Source organism: Larkinella harenae (assembly GCF_054780515.1).
The window spans coordinates 142,797-161,268 of sequence record NZ_BAAGWE010000003.1 but is presented as its reverse complement, the minus strand read 5'-3'; the positions used below and the strand labels follow the sequence as shown (position 1 = coordinate 161,268).

The window sequence follows — 18,472 nt, the reverse complement described above, 5'->3', positions numbered from 1 at the left end:
ATGCTAAAACCGTTTCTTTTGCTATCGAGTGTTTTCCTGTCTGCGTTTGCCGTGGCGCAGCCGGTTTCCAAATTACCTGAATCGAAAATAACCCGCACGGAGGTTGAAGCGCAGATGCGTTTTCTGGCGTCCGACGAGCTTCAGGGGCGTCGAACGGGTGAGCCGGGGAATTGGGTCGCGGCCCGTTATATTGCCGAGCAGTTTCGGGCGCTGGGGCTGAAACCGGTGGCCGGGCAGACGGATTATTACCAGAAAATCCCCTTTCTGCAAACCAAACCCGTGGCCTATGCCCGCGTTCAGATCGGAGCTGATTCGCTGAAACTGGGCAATCAATTCGTCGTGATTAACGGGAAAGAAACCAATCTGAAAGCCGAAACTGTTTACATTGGCTACGGTTTAACCGACGGAGCGGATGGCTACAATGGACGCGATGTACGGGGAAAAATCGTAGTGGCCCAGGTTGGTTCGCCGGAGGCTACCACCAACCGGGGCTTGCTGGCGGCTTCGGAACAAAAACGGAAGCTGGCCGCTGAGAAGGGAGCTGTTGGATTGGTAGAATTGTACACGAGCGGAACGTATCCGTGGCCGATCGTTACCCGGTCGTTCCAGAGCGAGCAACTAACGCTTGCCAGCTCAACCGAATTGCCCACATTGTTGCATCTTTGGGTCGATAACGGAAAAAATCAGCTGGCCAGTTTGAAGGAGGGCAGCAAAACCGTTGGTGTTCAGACCTCGGGCCGGGTTCAGCGCATTATTGAATCCGTTAACGTGGCTGGTGTGGTGGAAGGGTCCGACCCAAAACTGAAAAACGAATACGTTTTATTGTCGGCGCACTTCGACCACGTGGGCGTTGGTAAGCAGGGTGGACAGCCGTATACGGCAGAAGACAGCATTTTCAACGGTGCCCGGGACAACGCGTTCGGCACGGTTTCGCTGCTGACATCGGCAAAGGCGTTGCAGGCACAACGGCCCAAACGTTCGGTGTTGATTCTAGCGCTGACGGGCGAAGAAATCGGTTTATTAGGTAGCCGTTATTACGCCGAGCATCCGTTGGTACCGCTGAAGCAAACGGTTTTTAACCTGAACAGCGATGGCGCCGGGTATAACGACACGAGCATCGTTGCCGTTATAGGGCTGGATCGGACGGGTGCCAAAACCGAAATTGAAGCGGCCAGCAAAGCATTTGGCCTGGGTGTGTTTGCCGACCCGGCCCCCGAACAGAACTTGTTTGACCGTTCGGATAACGTCAATTTTGCTGTAAAAGGCATTCCTGCCCCGACCTTCTCGGCGGGTTTCAGAAAGTTTGACGAGAGCCTTTTTAAGTATTATCACCAGGCTGCCGACAATCCGGATACGATTGATTACGGCTATTTGCTGAAGTTTTGCCAGGCCTTTACGTACGCAGCCCGGCTGATTGCCGACAAACCGGCGCGGCCACAGTGGGTGGCTGGCGATAAATACGAAGCGGCTTCGAAAGCGCTGTACGGAAAGTAAACTTAGCCCTAATCAACAAAAAGGCCCTACGAACTGTTGTCCGCAGGGCCTTTTTGTTGAAAGATTCAATTAGTAATTTCGGCCGACGCCAAAGCTGTAACCAACTGTGAAGGAGAAGGTTGAGTTGCCCAGCCAGGGGTAGGCATTGGTTCGTACGTTTGTTGCGCCCAGGGTGTAACGGGCGTCGATCAGGAAGCGTTGACGCTCTTTAACTTTAAAATTAGCCTGAAAACCGCCCGTCGCACCCAAGTCCAGGGGTTCGAACTCGTCCGTGTTTTTGGCGTCCGGGAAGCTCTGACCGCGGCTGATGGTCTTGGTGCGCTTGGCATTTAACAGAACACCCAACGATGGCCCAATGAAAAGATTCGGGCGGAAATTTCCACTTAAGTTCAGGTAATAACGAGCCACCACCGGAATTTCCAGGTAGTTCAGGTGCTGAACATGGCTACTACGGTCGTCGATGTTCTCGTAGTTGCCGCCCCGCTGTGAGTACAATACATCGGCTGAAATACCGAAATGGTTGATGGAACTGTAGCTGACAAAAGCCCCCGCTACCAAACCGGCCTTGGCATCAAAAAAACTATTCTTACCGTATAAGTTAGAAACGTTGACCCCAACGCGTGGCCCGGCGCTCCAGCGCTGCTGCTGCCGTCTTTGAGCTAGTAAAGTCGATGTACTAGCAAGCAGAAAAATCATTCCAAAGACTATTCCTCTTTTCATTGTGCAATTTAGTTGAGACATACTCGTGATGTGGGTTTGATTCGCATTCATTACAACTATTACGGCTGTTAAATGTTTGAAAGTACGCTAAAGGGCGCAAAGATAACGGTTTCGGTAAAATTGCGAAGTTTTTTAAAAACCGTTTGATCGAAAATAGATTCGCCCTTTTTTTTAAATCACAGCCCATGCTAAATTTTCAAAATACAATTTCCTGTTCGATAAATTGGGCGTACGGTTTTCCGTTTCGGATGGCGGGCTGCCAGCGCGGGCCTTTCTGAATCAGCCGAATCGCTTCTTCATCACACCCAAAACCCAGCGACTTAACAATCGAAAACTGACTGGCCGAACCGTCGCTATCAACCCGAAACCGGACGCGTACCGTTCCGGTAATTCCTTTCTCTTTGGCTTCGGCGGGTATTCGGCGGTTTTGATCCAGATAGGTTTTGAAGTTGGCAGGCGGCTTCACAACGGAGAGTGGTAAAAACCTGGCTTTGGCCCCGAAGGCGGGGGCGGTTCTTCGGGGGCGTTTTCCGTATTCCACAGCAACGACCTCTGATAATGTTGTTGAGTCGGATTTTAAATGGATCACCTCCGTACGATAAACTTCCTCCAGATGCACTGACGCGGTTCGGTGGCCAACAGAAAAGAGTTGTAATGAGTCGTTGGGTGACAACCGGGCCAGGTGAAAGCGCCCGGCAGTATCCGTCGTGGTTTGTTGGCGGGATTGGCTAGCAATTACCGACACCCCGGGTAACGGTTGATTGTTTTCATCAACGATTTGGCCATCAACAGCCCGAGAGGGAGCAGCCTCTATGGCGGTCAGAACCTGTTTTTGGTTTGATTCGGGTGCAAGGGTTATAGGGAGCGAAGGCTCCAACGGATTGAGTGTACTGGGCTCGGGAGCATTAGCCAGCCAATCCTTTTCCGGAAGTGACAGGCTATCCCGGGCCTCGACGGTTTTTTGGGTGGTCGGTGACGGTTTCCGGGTGGTAATTTGGGGAGAGCGTGGTACAGGCTGTTGCATCGGAGACGACTCGACGGCTGGAGCCGTTTCGTTCAAGGCAACATTCGGGGCAAGGGGTGGCTGTACGGGTTGCCGGGGAGTAGTCTGTTGCAACCGCAGGTACAAACCGATGCTGAGCGCCAACACCACAGAAGCGGCAAGTGCTGGTAGCCAGATCGGTAACCGACGGCTTTTTTTATTCTGGACTCGGGCTTGGAATCGGGTACGCAGCTCGCCCTGAATACGGTTTAATTCAATGTTCTGTTGGTCGCCCATTTCCAACCCGTCCAGTGCATCGGCATAGAGCGGATTTTCGAGCAAAAGCCGTTCCACCCGGTGCCGTTCGGCCACCGATAGCGCCCCGGTCCGGTACTTTTGTAAGTCGTCGGCGGTCAGGTGATCGTTATGTGGGTTCAGCTCATTCATGGTGTTTGTCCAGGCAGATTTTTAGGTTGCGTCGGCCATTTTGGAGGTAACTCTTCACATTTTTGAGGTCGTAACCCGTCAATTCAACAATATCGGCGTAGGTTTTCTGATTGAGGTAAAAAAGTGAAAGGCTGGTACGCTGTTCTTCGGAGAGCGTTTTCAGGCAATGGTCCATCTGGCTTAGTTTCGATTCCAGATCCAACTCGTCGTTTTCCGGCCAGACGGTCATCGGCATCGCGATGCTTTCGGTGTCGTCGTCGCGTTCACCCGCCATGCTTTTCCGTTTTCGCAGCTGCATCAGGCAGTAATTCCGGGCGGTAGAATGCAACCAGCTTTTAAAGTTCTGAATGTCGTATTTCCGCAAATCCGTGATTAATTGCTCGAACAACTGCATCACCGCATCCTTGCTTTCGTCTTCATCGCGCAGGTATTTAAAACAAACCGCAAACACCAGATCCATATACCGCTCGTACAGCGCACCGAGTACTTCCAGGTCGCCCGTGGTTTTATAGGCCGAGACGTATTCGGCATCAGTAACGGGTTTGGATTTACGGAACTGCTTAAAAAACATGTCGTTACGCGTCTTCTTTGCGAACTTACGAAAAAATAGTCCGGTGCTGTATGGAATTTAAACCGGGCTTTCATCCATAGGAGAAAAAAGCCACGCTAATTCCATACAACTATGCGCACTATTTTTTTGATTTTGATGACCGGCCTCCTGTTCGTCTCGACGGTTCGGACCGATCGGGTAATTACGGGCCGGGTAACCGATCTTCTTACCAGCCGGCCGTTACCGGGTGTTCATGTTTCGTTGAAAGGAATTTCGGTAACAACGACAACCGATGCCGATGGGCGTTATAAATTGGTTAGTCCGGACGGACCCCAACAGTTGGTGTTTTTGTACATCGGTTTTCAAAAAGCAGAAGTCAGCGTGACAACGCAAACGGTTGTCGATGTGCAATTAAAAACGGATATACGGGCTTTGGAAGAAATCGTGGAGGTTGGGTATGGTACCCAGCCAAAGCCGATGAAAACGATGAACCGCATGGTGCCGGGTCTGCGAAGAACGGCTTCGTATGAAATTTATATCGTTCCGCGTCTTAACACCGAAGATTACAAGGCTATCGAAGAGGTCGGGTTTCGCACTACGCAGCAACAGCCCGTTACTACTTTTTCGGTTGATGTGGATCGCGCATCTTACAGCAATATTCGACGGTTTTTGAATGGAGGAAATTTGCCGCCAAAAGATGCCGTACGTATTGAGGAGATGATCAATTACTTCGCCTACGACGATCCGCAACCCACTGGGAATGATCCTGTAGCGGTCAGGACGGAATTGTCGGACTCACCCTGGAATCCTGATTTGCACTTGCTTCGGATTGGTTTACAGGCCAAAACCGTGCCGACGAATCACTTGCCAGCCTCCAATCTGGTGTTTCTGATTGACGTGTCGGGCTCAATGGGAGCGGAGAATAAACTGCCGCTGGTTAAGTCCGCGCTGAATTTGCTGGTCGATCAGCTGCGTCCGCAGGATCGGGTAGCTATTGTGACGTATGCCGGGGCGGCAGGTTTGGCTTTGCCTTCAACGCCGGGCAGCGAACCGCAGAAAATCAAAGAGGCAATCAGCCAGTTAACGTCTGGTGGCTATACGGCGGGTGGGGAAGGCATTCGGCTGGCGTACCGGATCGCGCAGGAAAACTTCCGAAAGGGGGGCAATAACCGGGTTATTCTGGCTACCGACGGCGATTTCAACGTGGGGGCTTCGAGCGATGCCGAGATGCAGCGGTTGATTGAGGACAAACGGAAATCCGGGGTTTTTCTGAGCGTGCTGGGCTTTGGAATGGGCAATTACAAGGATAATAAACTGGAAACATTGTCGGACAAAGGCAACGGTAATTACGCGTACATCGATACGTTTCAGGAAGCGCAGAAGGTATTCGGGAAAGAGTTTGGCGGCACCTTGTTTACGGTGGCGAAGGACGTCAAGCTACAATTGGAGTTCAACCCGGCGCGGGTGCGGGGCTACCGGCTGATTGGCTACGAAAACCGGATGCTGAACAACGAGGATTTTCACGATGACCGCAAAGACGCGGGCGAAATGGGCTCGGGTCATGCCGTTACGGCGTTGTACGAACTCATTCCGGTCGGTGTCGAAAGCTCGTATTTGAAAAAAGTCGACGCGCTCAAATACCAGAAGAAGTCGGCATCCTCGGGAAGTTCGAAAGAATTACTAACGCTGAAAATTCGGTACAAGAAACCGGACAGCGAAACGAGTCAGTTGCTGAACCATGTCGTGAATGACCAGCCGCAAAAGTTCGCCAGTACGTCTGCCGATTTTCGGTTTGCGGCTTCCGTAGCTGGGTTCGGTCTCCTGCTCCGCGACTCCGAATTCAAAGGCAACATCCACTATGAACAGATCGAAACGTTGGCGCGGCAGGCATTGGGCCGTGATCCGGAAGGGTACCGGAGCGAATTTATTCGATTGGTTAAACTCGCTCATTCTCTGTCGGATGGCGCGACGGTGGCCACACGAACGGATGAAAAATAAACGGTGATTCCAACGGTATTTTACGGAGTGGGGTCTTTGAATCGGTAGCTACCACACCATTTCATTTTCAACAACAGGAACAGTCCTGAGTTTTCGAGGGGTTTCAACGGCTTACGGCCCGGTCTTTCGGATGGTTAGGATTGTCGTAAAACCACATTTATGAAACTAGTAAGATGGACGGTTGCCGCTCTTTGGTTATTCGTAGGGGCATCTTGTCAGGATAGTGCAGTTGGACCGGATGGACCAGTGACCATCGTTAATTCTGATTTTCAGGCCGGTGCCGATGGTTGGGTTGCCGAAATTACGGATTACTCGCCCGACCAGCAGGACATCATTGAATTTCAATCGGGCATAAAAGGATTACCGGCGCCCCTGGATTCGAGCCAAAAGTCCTTTATGATTTCGAGTCATAACCGCAGTGATGATCTGTTCATGTTTCTGAAAAAGAAAGTGACCGGTTTACGGCCGAATCAGTCGTATAAGATTGTATTTGACATCGAGCTGGCTTCGCAATACGCAACGAACAGTGTTGGTATTGGTGGCTCACCGGGGAGCAGTGTGTACCTGAAAGCGGGGGCTTCGGCCGTTGAGCCGAAAAAGGTAAAGGAAGGTGATGATTACCGGTTAAACATCGACAAAGGAAATCAGGCAGAGGGGAGTGCGGCTGTACCGGTGCTGGGCAATATTGGGGTGGGCGATGATGCGACGCAGTACAAGCTCATTCAGCGCACCAACCAACAACCGATCACGATGAAAACCAACGATGCCGGTGAATTGTGGTTGCTGGTAGGCACCGACTCCGGTTTCGAAGGCCTGACAACCTTGTATTACAACAAAATCAAGGTTTCTGCGGAATTGTAACAATTGAGTATACGAAAAGTTAAAGCCGTCTGGTCGTTTACCGGGCGGCTTTTTTAGTTAAATACCGTTCCATTTCTTCCGGAATTGCGGACTGTTCATTGCTTTCTCGGTTAGATCCGCATTCGTTTGGGCCAGAAAATCTCCCTGGGTTATACCCTATACGTTCACTAGCTTCTTCATTGTTTTAAGAGAGTCCGATCTTCCCATTTTCCAATTGGGAATAAGCCGATTGTGAAATTTCCAGTTGGACGGCCACGTAATCTTACGAATATCCAAACAGATGACGCAGGCGGAGTATTTTGTCGGTTAAATCAGTCGTCATAGCGTGAAAAGTTGATTGATAGGCTCTGCGTTACTTACCGTTATAAGACGCGTCTAAGTTAAAAAAAGACACACCCGGCATCTGTTTTTTGCATAAAACGCCGAGCTTATTTGTTTCAAATAGGTGACTGATAGTTTGATAAGTTTAATTTATTGTTTTATAAGTTCTACTAATGGTTGTGTATTTCAGTTTATGTCATTTTTGTTGTAACCAATCACCGCGCTGCTTACCGGCCCGGAAGGTGAAAATCGCGGGAAGGTTGGGAGACTTAACTATTTTCTCAAATGAACAAGGAACTAAACTTAAATTTTGAATTGCAGGAAATATCGGAAAACGATCTGCAGGAAATAAATGGTGGATATGGGCATTGGGAGGGACATAATGTAGGGTCAGCAGCTTTTTCAGCAATAATGTCAGATGCTTGGAGTGAATTCTGTACAGAATTTAGCAAAGCTTACTCACAAGCGAGACATGGTAGATAAAGCTTTTTTACCTTTAATTATTTAGTAAATAATCCTTATTAAACAATGAAAAATCAAAATTTAGCTCAATGGGGTGTGATTGAAATAAATTCGTCATCAACCTCTGAAATGAATGGTGGCAGTTTAGCTGGTGATTTTGGATATGTATGTGGAACTCTCGTTGGACATGCCACAAATGCGGCTGAAATGTTAGGTAATATTGCTTATGATGCTGTTAAATCTTTATCTCTCCAGAAAGGGATAAGACGTTAGTATAATAGAAGGCACTATTAATTAATAGTGCCTTCTATTATTATGTATAAAATGAATATTTATAAAGATATGATCAAATGTAATAATGAAAAAACAATCTTGTTATCAAAGAAAATTAAGTATATAGTAGTTTTACTAATTTCTCATTATGTTATAACGCTAATAAGTGTAGTATTTATGGTTTTTATTGATTTAATATTAGTTAAATTTTTTGGATTTAGCTCCATATTAAAATCGCGTATAAAAAGTAATTATACTATAGAGTATTACGGAATCTATTATGGGGTTTTCATAATGTGTATCGGTGGGCCCTTTATTGAAGAAGTATGTTTTAGATTATTACTTTCATTATCAAAGATACATGTTGGAACTTCGTTAGCTGTTTTATTTTATTACTTTAGTGGACCAACTTGGACTTTAGATTCTTATAGCTATCTTATCATACGTTTGTTTATTTATATAGTTATTTTTTCTATTTGTTATAATTTTTGGAATATATATTGGGTGAGTAAATTGTTTAAGTATAAATTGTTGATAATCAGTGCTATTTTGTTTGGTTTGATTCATGTAATGAATTTTTATCCCCTTCAATATTCTGTATTATATTTATATCCTTTTTATGTAATTCCCCAAATGAGTGTAGGCGTAATGCTTGGGGTGTTACGTGTGAAATTTGGTTTTATTTGGGGTGTTATATTTCACATTATTGTAAATGTTAGTTCGAGTTTAGAATATGTATATATGTTTTTCTGACTTGTGGTTTTTTATATTGATAAAGTATATGTCAAAGCTTTTATTTAATAATTTGATTTCCAATCATGACATATTAGTTTACATCCCCCGCATTACAGTCCGTAGTCAACTTATATATACTACGGTTCTACTAGCCATCACAGCAATAGTTGTAGCTCTGCCGTTCATTTACGTTGATGTGTCGGTGCAGGCATCTGGTTTAATTCGCCCTGTAGCGGAAAGGAGTGACGTCAAGACGACAACTAGTGGGCCGGTGGCGGTTTTATGGGTTCGTGAAAATCAGGCTGTTCGGGCGGGGCAACCGTTGCTGCGGCTGCAAACGGAGATTCTGGATACGAAACTCCGGCTGCAAACGGCTCAGCAAAACGAAAAACGGACTTATATCCGTGATCTGGAGCGATTGACCAAACTAACTGACCGTGATTTGCTTTCGATTAGCGGGCTGGCTTCTCCGCTTTATCGGCAGCAATACGAACAGTTTCGGTACCTGGTGCACGAAAACCGGCAAACGCAGCAGAAACGAAAACGGGAGCTGGAGGTAAGCCAGCAACTTTATACCGATAAAGTGATTCCCCGGCTAGAATTTGAGGATAAAGAATTTGCTTACAATACCGTTGCGGCCCAATACCAGACGCTGGTCGAACGGCAGCGTAGCGATTGGCAAACCGCCCTGACCGAACATCGTCTAACTTTAACGGAATTGCTGGCGCAGAAACGCCAGTTACAGCAGGAACGGGAATTATCGACAGTTAAAGCACCCGTTGGTGGAACAATCAGCCAGCTTTCGGGCCGGTACGCGGGTAGTTTTGTGCAGTCTGGGGAGGTGATCGGTGTGATTTCGCCCGACTCTACCTTGATCGTTGAGTGCTATGTACGACCGAAGGACATCGGTTTGTTGCAAACCGGGCAAAAGGCTCGTTTTCAGATCGATGCGTTTGACTACAATCAGTGGGGACTTTTGGAAGGACAGGTCCTGGATGTGGCCAACGACTTTGTACTGATCGACAACCAACCCGTCTTCAACGTTCGCTGCCGACTCGATCAATCCTATCTTACATTGAAAAACGGTTATCGGGGGCACTTAAAAAAAGGAATGACGGTTCGTGCCCGGTTTATCGTCACGCGCCGGTCGTTATACGAACTCCTCTACGACAAAGCCGACGATTGGCTGAATCCGGTGAATAAGTCCTGATTGTTCCGGAACCGTCGTCTACGCTGCCTGAATTTCACACCATGAACGCCCGAGTCAAAGTTAAACAACGCGATATCACCGATTGCGGAGCAGCCTGTCTGGCTTCTGTGGCCGCGCATTACCGTTTGCTGATGCCCGTAGCCCGCATTCGGCAGTTGGCTTCTACCGATCAGAAAGGAACGAATGTGCTGGGATTGATCGAGGCAGCTAAAAAACTCGGTTTTCAGGCAAAAGGTGTAAAAGGGTCTTTTGAAAGTCTCTCAAAAATACCCAAACCGGCCATTGCGCATGTGGTGTTGAAAGGCGTTTTGCAGCATTATGTTGTGATCTATGACATGACGCCAAAGCATGTTATTATTATGGACCCCGGCGATGGGTTGATTCACAAAAGAACGCACGACGAATTTGAACAGGAATGGACGGGTGTGCTGGTGTTGCTGCTGCCGGACGAAACGTTTGAAACCGGGAACGCGAAAGCTTCGGTTTTGCGACGATTCGGACAATTGCTCTGGCCTCATCGGACAGTTTTGGCGCAGGCATTGTTTGGGGCAGTCGTCTATACGCTTTTGGGTTTAACAACTTCCATATATGTACAGAAAATTGTTGACAATGTTTTGCCGGAAGCCAATCAGAATCTGCTGAATTTGCTCAGTGTGGTGATGGTTGTATTGTTGTTGTTGCAGCTTTTCATTGGTATGGTCAAAAGCCTCTTCAATTTCAAAACCGGTCAGCGTATGGATGCGGCTCTGATTCTGGGCTATTACAAACACCTGCTCAAACTGCCCCAAACCTTCTTTGATACCATGCGCGTTGGCGAAATTGTCTCACGAATCAACGACGCCGTCAAAATCCGGACATTCATCAATGATACGGCGCTCAACCTGATCGTCAATGTGTTAATTGTCGCATTCTCGTTTGGGTTGATGTTTACTTACTACTGGAAGCTGGCGCTGGTGTTGTTGCTGGTTATTCCGATGTATGCCGTACTGTACTGGGTTACGAACCGGATCAACCGGAAAAATCAGCGTCGCTTGATGGAAGATTCTGCGGAGCTGGAATCGCAGCTTGTCGAATCGCTCAATGCGATGTCGACCATCAAGCGATTTGGATTGGAAGAATATGCGGGCTATAAAACCGAGACCCGGTTTGTGAGATTGCTGCAAACCATTTTTCAGTCGGGTAGCACTGCTATCTATGTCGGCAGTGTTTCCGAATTGATTTCCCGGGTGTTTACCATCATTTTGTTATGGGTTGGCAGTTGGTTTGTGCTGCGCAATGAAATTACACCTGGCGAATTATTATCGTTTTATGCGTTGATCGGGTATTTTACAAGTCCGGCTGCGAGTTTGGTAGGAGCAAACCGTATGATCCAGGATGCCTTGATCGCGGCAGATCGGCTGTTCGAAATTATGGATCTCGAACGCGAAACATCCGGGCATACCATTCAATTAAAACCGGACATGATAGGTGATATTTCCTTTCGGAATGTGTCCTTCCGATATGGCTCCCGCGTTACGGTTTTTGATGATGTAACATTGACCATTTCAGTCGGTACCATAACGGCAATTGTGGGAGAAAGTGGTTCCGGAAAGTCAACTTTATTATCACTATTGCAAGGACTTTACCCCTTACAGAATGGAAGTATTCATATTGGCAGCTATGACATCAAACACATTCACCTGGGGAGCTTGCGGCAGGTGGTTAGCGTTGTGCCGCAAAAGATTGATCTATTTGCGGGAAATGTAATTGATAACATTGCGTTGGGAGAGGCCGAACCCAATATGCAGCAAGTCATTGACATTTGTCAGCAATTGGGTATTGCTGATTTCATTGAAAAGCTTCCCAACGGTTTCCATACGTATTTAGGAGAGAACGGGGCACTCTTGTCGGGTGGCCAGAAACAGCGTATTGCGATTGCCCGGGCGTTGTATCGAAAACCGGAAATCCTGATTTTTGACGAGGCCACTTCGGCTCTTGATTCGGTCTCGGAACATTACGTTCAGGAAACCGTTCAACAACTTCGTAACAATGGTAAAACAATAATCATTATTGCGCACCGATTAAGCACCGTTCGCCAGGCTGATAAAATCCTGGTGCTGGATAAGGGAAAATTGCTCGAGGAAGGAACACATCACGAACTGCTGAACGAAGGGAAAATGTACCGGCACTTCTGGCAACAACAAACAGAATACAACTAGCTAATGATATCCATTGAAGTTCAACCGTGGATCGATCAACCCACGGTTGAACTTTTTGCGTTTTACGGAGTCCCGCCGGTGTTTTATCTTCTATTCTGAGCTGGCATGATTTATGCACCGTTAGCTTTGTTACCAAATCAGGGTTTGTTATTAGCATTGAAAATTTATAACTACCATTCATGTATATTTGCTTGGTAAAGCAATTGTTACAGTGTGTAACGGGGTAATCTTGACCTGGTTGATACGCTGTTTTTATCGAATTAACGACTGAACCCGGTCTTGTGGGGCTTCTAGTCCCCAAAACCCTATTCATATGGGCACTTATCATTTGAAACGTTGGCGGAAACGATTGCTTTCCGGGGCATTCGTTTTGTGGTTCGCGGGATTCGGTTTCGCGCAATCCGATACCCTCTTGCAACAGGCAAACCGTCAATATACTCTAAAAGCCTACGCCCGTGCCATCGAAATTTATACCCAGCTTCTGACCGAAGCGCCAACAAAGCTAACTGTAGAACAGCAGGTTACGGCAAAGGTTAATCTGGCACATTCCTACCAACTGGTTGGCGACCTGAAAAAAGCCGAGCAGACTTACCAGGAGCTAACCTCGGCTACGGAGTTGACCGGAACGCATGTCGACACGTATCGACACTACGCCCAGGTTTTAGCCAGCAATGGAAAATACAATGAGTCGCAGTTGATGTACGAAAAGTATAATCAGTTGAAAGAGAAGGCCACCGAATCTGAACGGCTCTCCTTTACGGATCCCAGTACGGGCGTGATTGGCAAGAAGGAACCTACCCGCTACCGCCTGGAAGTACTGGCGCTCAATACCTCAAATGCCGAATTTAGTCCGATGTATTATCGGGATGGGTTGGTGTTTGTATCGGGCAAGAAAGCGAGTGCGGCCATTGAGACGGCGGGTAAGGGAGGGGGAGGTAGCTACCTTGATTTGTTTTACATACAGGATCGGCAGCAACTTCGAATCAATCAAATTATCAAAGCCGACGGAAGCGTGGCAAAACCTGTGCAGCCGAAAACGTCAAAAAACCGTCAGCCGGCTTCACCAAACCGCGCTTCTGCCAACGACTCCCGTACCCTTGGTGGCTATCAGAGTGGGGTTAGTATTTCGGACGGGCTGCGGTATTCAAAAGGAATTCAGTCGTTTAGCCGATCCATCAACAGCCGTTACCACGAAGGCCCCGTCACATTTTTTAACGACGGTTACCAGATGGTTTTTACCCGGAATAACTACGATGGCCGGCGGGTTCGTCAAAGTTCTGAAGGAGTTACAAACCTGAAACTTTATACCGCATCGCAGCAAAACGGCACCTGGGTCAATATTGAAGAAATGCCGTTTAACAGCAATGACTATTCGGTTGGTCACCCCGCCCTGAGTAAAGACAATCGACTTTTGATTTTTGCTTCGGATATGCCAGGAGGTTCGGGGGGCACAGATTTATACGTGTCCCGAAACGAAAACGGTCAATGGACCAAGCCGGTCAATTTGGGTAAGGAAGTCAATACAAAAGGCAATGATTTATTTCCCTTTATCGATGAACGCGGAAACCTTTATTTTGCGTCCGATGGCCGGAAGGGGCTGGGAGGTTTAGACATCTATTATGTACCCCTTGTCAACGCGGCCATAGCCGGACCAATTGAACACCTCGAGGCTCCAATCAATTCGGATATGGATGACTTTGGGCTCATTACCGATGGCAATCGTAAAAGCGGTTATTTCAGTACAAACCGTCAGAAAGGAAATGATGATATCTTTCGTTTCGTTCGGGAAAGCTCGCTTTACGGTTGCCGGAATCTGACCTTACGGTTTTACGATGAGGAGACCAAGCAACCCATCGACAGCGTCATGGTTGATATAAAAGCGCGCGGAGAAGATCGCAAAAACCGTACGGTTGCGACAAAAAAAGACGGGATTGTGCAACTATGTCTGGAGTCGAACAACGATTTTGTATTTCGCGCCATGAAAGATAGTTACGTTTCAAGTACCGTCGGTTTTTCGACCCATTCGTTAACGGATGATTCACCATCCCGCTTGGAAATTGCCCTCAACCAACCTCGTAAAGTTATCGACACCGTTCAATACGTTGCTGATCCGGCGGGTGATGGCTGGGATGTTGTCGATACGCAAAAAGCCCGGATTCGTGGAACTGTTCTGAGCGAGGGAGATCGAAAACCCATTGAAGGCGTTAAGGTTACGCTGAAAAATGATTGCGATGGCAGCGTTCGTCAGCTAACTACCGGAACCGACGGGCGGTATGAATTTGAACTAATGGAAGGATGTGACTATACCCTCAGTGCGTTGAAAGAACGGTATGGGACTAATACCAATCGCATCAAAAAGATTACGAGCCAGGCCAGTACTAAAAGCCTTTCGGCTGATCTGAATATGCTCCGGGTGGGTGATATCGTTCAGCTGGATAATATTTATTACGACCTTGATAAATGGACGATTCGGTCGGATGCTTCCCGTGAACTGGATAAACTGGTAGCTACCATGCAGAAATATCCATCGTTAACCGTCGAAATCCGCTCGCATACCGACAGTCGTGGTGATGCCGTCTATAACCGATATCTATCTGCCCAGCGGGCGGCTTCGGTAGTCAATTATATGGCTTCCAAGGGCGTTAGTCGAAAACGGATGATTGCTGCCGGATACGGTGAATCGCTTTTGCTGAATAACTGTACCAACGACGTTGATTGTACCGAAGCCGAGCACCAGCGTAATCGTCGAACGGAATTCAAAGTATTGTCAATTCGGTAAAGAAGAAAGAATAACAATCAAAAAGCCGCAGAAACCTGCGGCTTTTTGATTGTATAGAAGATTGTAGTGGTGGTGCCAGCTTTGTACGGAAAGCAACTTCGTCCAAAAATCAGGACGGAGAAATGCGAGCGAGCCTATGTCTTCATAAGACTGCCAAGCAGGATTTTACGGCTCTAACAGACCGAAATCATCATAGCGTCCTACCTCACCCGAAATATCCAGCAGTTGTGACCGTTGTTTGGTTTGGGGATCGACGTGAAAAAAAGAATTCAGATAAGGAAACCAAGACTGATCGGCCCAAGAAGTGTATATTCATCCCCTCAAACCTTGTTTTACTACAAAAATCACTTAAAATGTAGAAAAGTACAGCCGCTTTCGATTTTATATAACCGTTTTGTACAAACGGTTATATATGGTGAATGGCCTCGTATTTGTTTTGCTGATCTCTGTCTGACACGCAGTTCTAAAAAAATAGCAACCGTTTATTTCCCTCGCTTAATGCTGGTATTTCCTAATGCTAAAATCAACATCGGTTTACGGATCACTGAAAAGCGTCCCGATGGATTTCACAATCTGGAATCGTGCTTTTACCCCATTCCTTTGAATGATCTGCTCGAAATCATTCCCGCAGACCAGACTTCTTTTGAAATTGGAGGGATAACTATTCCGGGCGATCCGGGTCAGAATCTTTGTATACAGGCTTATGAGCTTCTGAAACAGGACTTTTCCTTGCCGCCTGTTCGTCTTTATCTTCACAAAATGGTTCCCATTGGGGCGGGGTTGGGTGGAGGGTCCGCAGATGCTGCTTTTACACTTCGTCTGCTGGATGAACAGTTTAGTCTAAATTTATCCGCCGATCAATTGGAACAATACGCCCGCCGTTTAGGAAGCGATTGTGCTTTTTTTATTCAGAACCGTCCCCGGTACTGTACCGAAAAAGGAGATCGTTTTGACGATATCGACCTGTCATTGAATGGATACATCTTGGTGTTAGTATACCCTAATATGGCCATTTCAACGGCGGAAGCATACGCGAATGTTCGGCCACGAAAACCGTCTGTGCCACTGCGAACGTTGCTGGCGGCTCCGATTAACGCCTGGCGGGAAACCGTCTGGAATGACTTTGAAGATAGTCTGTTCCCCAGGTATCCTATTCTAAATACCGTTAAACAGGAGCTGTATCAAGCTGGCGCTATTTATGCCAGTATGAGTGGTTCGGGCTCAACGCTGTACGGTATTTTTGATAAACCCCTAGAGCTACCGGCTTTTTTTGAGCCTTATCAAACCTGGCAAATGGTTTTATAAATTCGAAGTTGCTTCTCGATCTAATAAAAAAACCGCTACCAATGGTAGCGGTTTTTTCGTGAATCAGGGGAAAGATTTATGGCTTAATCAAAAGACGCTTGGTAAGCATTCCTTGCTGTGTCTTTAATTGAACCAGGTACATATTCGAACCTAATGTGCTTAAATCAACGGTTTCGCGCTCCAATTGGCCCGTACCAATTTTGGATTGATGCCAGACCGATCGGCCCAACATATCCACAATCTGCAAATCGGCCCGTTGACCTGCAATTATCCGGTAACTGATTTCAACCGGTCCGGAGCTGGGGTTCGGGTTCACAGTAAGCTCCAAACTGGCTTCGGCACTTTCGAATCCTTGCCGGCCTCCGTTTGGACAGGTGAGGGTTTTGGGCGACCACATCAGTACGTACGAGCTGTTAGGAACCCGCCCGCTGATGGTGTGAGGACGACCATCCTTGAGAGAAGCCGGCACCGTAAAGGCATAACCATGAACTCCATTGCCTTTCCCGGCACTCTGCAAATCGGGTCGGAACAAGTTGGCATCGGTTGATCCAATAACCGTTGAACCATCCAGAAACTCTACCGCAATAACAGTATTGGGTTTGTTCTGATCCCAAATCCAGCCCTGGATGCTGTTACAATCGACTACATCCAGATAGCCTTCATAGTTGCCTGGTCCGGTCACGCCCCCGGTCGGCGGGTTGCCTGTACCGCCACTGGTACCGACCGTCAACAGGACGGTGGTGGACACGGGGGCACTCTTGCCATCGGTGGCTGCATAGCTCAGGTTGAAGCTGCCCGATTGGGTGGGCGAACCTGAGATACTGCGGTTACCCGCATCGAAGCTCAGTCCACTGGGCAGCCCCGTCAGCGAGTAGGTCAGCGGATCGTTGTTGGCATCAGTGAACACGGGCAGTGTTTGGCTGAAGGCCGAGTTGACCGTGGCCGTCAGTGCCGACACCGTGGGAGCCACCGGGGGCTGATTGCCCGGTGTGGGGCTCCCCACCGTCAGCAGGATGGGGACCGACACGGGGGCACTCTTGCCATCGGTGGCTGCGTAGCTCAGGTTGAAGCTGCCCGTCTGAGTAGGTGTGCCCGCGATGGTGCGGTTACCCGCATCGAAGCTCAGTCCACTGGGTAAGCCCGTCAGCGAGTAAGTCAGCGGATCGTTGTTGGCATCGTTGAACACGGGCAGTGTTTGGCTGAAGGCGGTGTTCACCGTGGCCGACAGTGCCGACACCGTGGGAGCCACCGGAGGCTGGTTGGTGGGGGGCACTCCACTACCGGCACAGCGGATGGTTTTGGGCGCCCAGATCAGCACGTAGGTGGAGCCCTGCACCCGGGCCCAGATGGTGTGGGGCTGGTTGTCCTTGAGGCTCTCAGGGATGGGGAATTCATACCAGTGTTCGCCGTTGCCCTTACCGGCATCCTTCAGGTGCTGGCGGTAGTCCTTGGCCAGGATGGAGCCCACCAGCGTACCACTGGCAATGGAGGCTCCCTCGAAGAACTCGACGGAGAAGGTCATGTTGGGGCGGTTTCGGTCGTAGACCCAGCCCGAGAAGGTGTTGCAGTTGGCCTCCTGGGTGAGATAGCCTTCGAAGTCACCCGTCACCACAGGGCCACCACTGGTACCCACCGTCAGCAGGATGGGGACCGACACGGGGGCACTCTTGCCATCGGTGGCCGCGTAGCTCAGGTTGAAGCTGCCCGATTGGGTGGGCGAACCTGAGATAGTGCGGTTACCCGCATCGAAGCTCAGCCCACTGGGCAGTCCCGTCAGCGAGTAAGTCAGCGGATCGTTGTTGGCATCAGTGAACACGGGCAGTGTTTGGCTGAAGGCCGAGTTGACCGTGGCCGACAGGTTAGAAACCGTGGGAGCCACCGGAGACTGATTGCCCGGTGTGGGGCTACCCACCGTCAGCAGGATGGGGACCGACACGGGGGCACTCTTGCCATCGGTAGCTGCGTAGCTCAGGTTGAAGCTGCCCGTCTGAGTGGGCGTACCTGAGATAGTGCGGTTACCCGCATCGAAGCTCAGTCCACTGGGCAGTCCCGTCAGCGAGTAGGTCAGCGGATCGTTGTTGGCATCGGTAAACACGGGCAGTGTTTGGCTGAAGGCCGAGTTGACCGTGGCCGTCAG

General features: G+C 48.6%; 14 protein-coding genes. 10 read left to right on the top strand and 4 right to left on the bottom strand.

Annotated features, from left to right (window positions below; all coding sequences use genetic code 11):
• Window positions 1-1,494, top strand: a complete 1,494-nt coding sequence (locus ACYVH9_RS17660) for a M28 family peptidase (RefSeq protein WP_460637713.1) — start codon at window positions 1-3, stop codon at window positions 1,492-1,494.
• A gap of 69 nt (window positions 1,495-1,563) precedes the next feature.
• Here ACYVH9_RS17660 and ACYVH9_RS17655 read toward each other — a convergent pair whose 3' ends face one another.
• From ACYVH9_RS17655 to ACYVH9_RS17645, 3 genes are all read right to left on the bottom strand, one after another.
• On the bottom strand, window positions 1,564-2,214 hold the full coding sequence (locus ACYVH9_RS17655) for a porin family protein (RefSeq protein WP_460637712.1): 651 nt from the start codon (window positions 2,212-2,214) through the stop codon (window positions 1,564-1,566).
• 196 nt (window positions 2,215-2,410) lie between these two features.
• A complete protein-coding gene (locus ACYVH9_RS17650; protein WP_460637711.1) occupies window positions 2,411-3,643 on the bottom strand; it encodes a TonB family protein in 1,233 nt (410 codons plus the stop codon).
• Window positions 3,636-4,214: an RNA polymerase sigma factor gene (locus ACYVH9_RS17645; protein ID WP_460637710.1), complete on the bottom strand. Its 579-nt coding sequence runs from the start codon at window positions 4,212-4,214 to the stop codon at window positions 3,636-3,638. Before ACYVH9_RS17645 ends, ACYVH9_RS17650 begins: the two co-directional genes overlap by 8 nt.
• 111 nt (window positions 4,215-4,325) lie before the next feature.
• Between ACYVH9_RS17645 and ACYVH9_RS17640 the strand changes: the two genes are divergently transcribed.
• The 9 genes from ACYVH9_RS17640 (at window position 4,326) to ispE (ending at window position 16,335) form a co-directional block, all read left to right on the top strand.
• Window positions 4,326-6,191 carry a vWA domain-containing protein gene (locus ACYVH9_RS17640; protein ID WP_460637709.1) on the top strand — a complete coding sequence of 622 codons (1,866 nt, stop codon included), beginning with the start codon at window positions 4,326-4,328 and terminating at the stop codon, window positions 6,189-6,191.
• 159 nt (window positions 6,192-6,350) lie between these two features.
• Window positions 6,351-7,052 (top strand): hypothetical protein, encoded by a 702-nt coding sequence (locus tag ACYVH9_RS17635; protein WP_460637708.1) that lies wholly within the window; start codon window positions 6,351-6,353, stop codon window positions 7,050-7,052.
• Between the two features lie 606 nt (window positions 7,053-7,658).
• The gene (locus tag ACYVH9_RS17630; RefSeq protein ID WP_460637707.1) at window positions 7,659-7,856 is read left to right on the top strand and encodes a bacteriocin; all 198 of its coding nucleotides are present in this window, start codon (window positions 7,659-7,661) and stop codon (window positions 7,854-7,856) included.
• A 45-nt stretch (window positions 7,857-7,901) separates the two neighbouring features.
• The gene (locus ACYVH9_RS17625) at window positions 7,902-8,108 is read left to right on the top strand and encodes a hypothetical protein (protein WP_460637706.1); all 207 of its coding nucleotides are present in this window, start codon (window positions 7,902-7,904) and stop codon (window positions 8,106-8,108) included.
• A gap of 42 nt (window positions 8,109-8,150) precedes the next feature.
• Window positions 8,151-8,861 (top strand): CPBP family glutamic-type intramembrane protease, encoded by a 711-nt coding sequence (locus ACYVH9_RS17620; protein WP_460637705.1) that lies wholly within the window; start codon window positions 8,151-8,153, stop codon window positions 8,859-8,861.
• 28 nt (window positions 8,862-8,889) lie between these two features.
• Window positions 8,890-10,053: an HlyD family efflux transporter periplasmic adaptor subunit gene (locus tag ACYVH9_RS17615; RefSeq protein ID WP_460637704.1), complete on the top strand. Its 1,164-nt coding sequence runs from the start codon at window positions 8,890-8,892 to the stop codon at window positions 10,051-10,053.
• Between the two features lie 41 nt (window positions 10,054-10,094).
• Window positions 10,095-12,251, top strand: a complete 2,157-nt coding sequence (locus tag ACYVH9_RS17610; protein ID WP_460637703.1) for a peptidase domain-containing ABC transporter — start codon at window positions 10,095-10,097, stop codon at window positions 12,249-12,251.
• A gap of 313 nt (window positions 12,252-12,564) precedes the next feature.
• A complete protein-coding gene (locus ACYVH9_RS17605) occupies window positions 12,565-15,030 on the top strand; it encodes an OmpA family protein (protein ID WP_460637702.1) in 2,466 nt (821 codons plus the stop codon).
• A gap of 498 nt (window positions 15,031-15,528) precedes the next feature.
• A complete protein-coding gene (ispE, locus tag ACYVH9_RS17600) occupies window positions 15,529-16,335 on the top strand; it encodes a 4-(cytidine 5'-diphospho)-2-C-methyl-D-erythritol kinase (protein ID WP_460638161.1) in 807 nt (268 codons plus the stop codon).
• 76 nt (window positions 16,336-16,411) lie between these two features.
• On the opposite strand, the gene ACYVH9_RS17595 is transcribed toward ispE, so the two are convergent.
• A partial coding sequence (locus tag ACYVH9_RS17595; protein ID WP_460637701.1) for a putative Ig domain-containing protein occupies window positions 16,412-18,472 on the bottom strand: 2,061 nt, incomplete at its 5' end.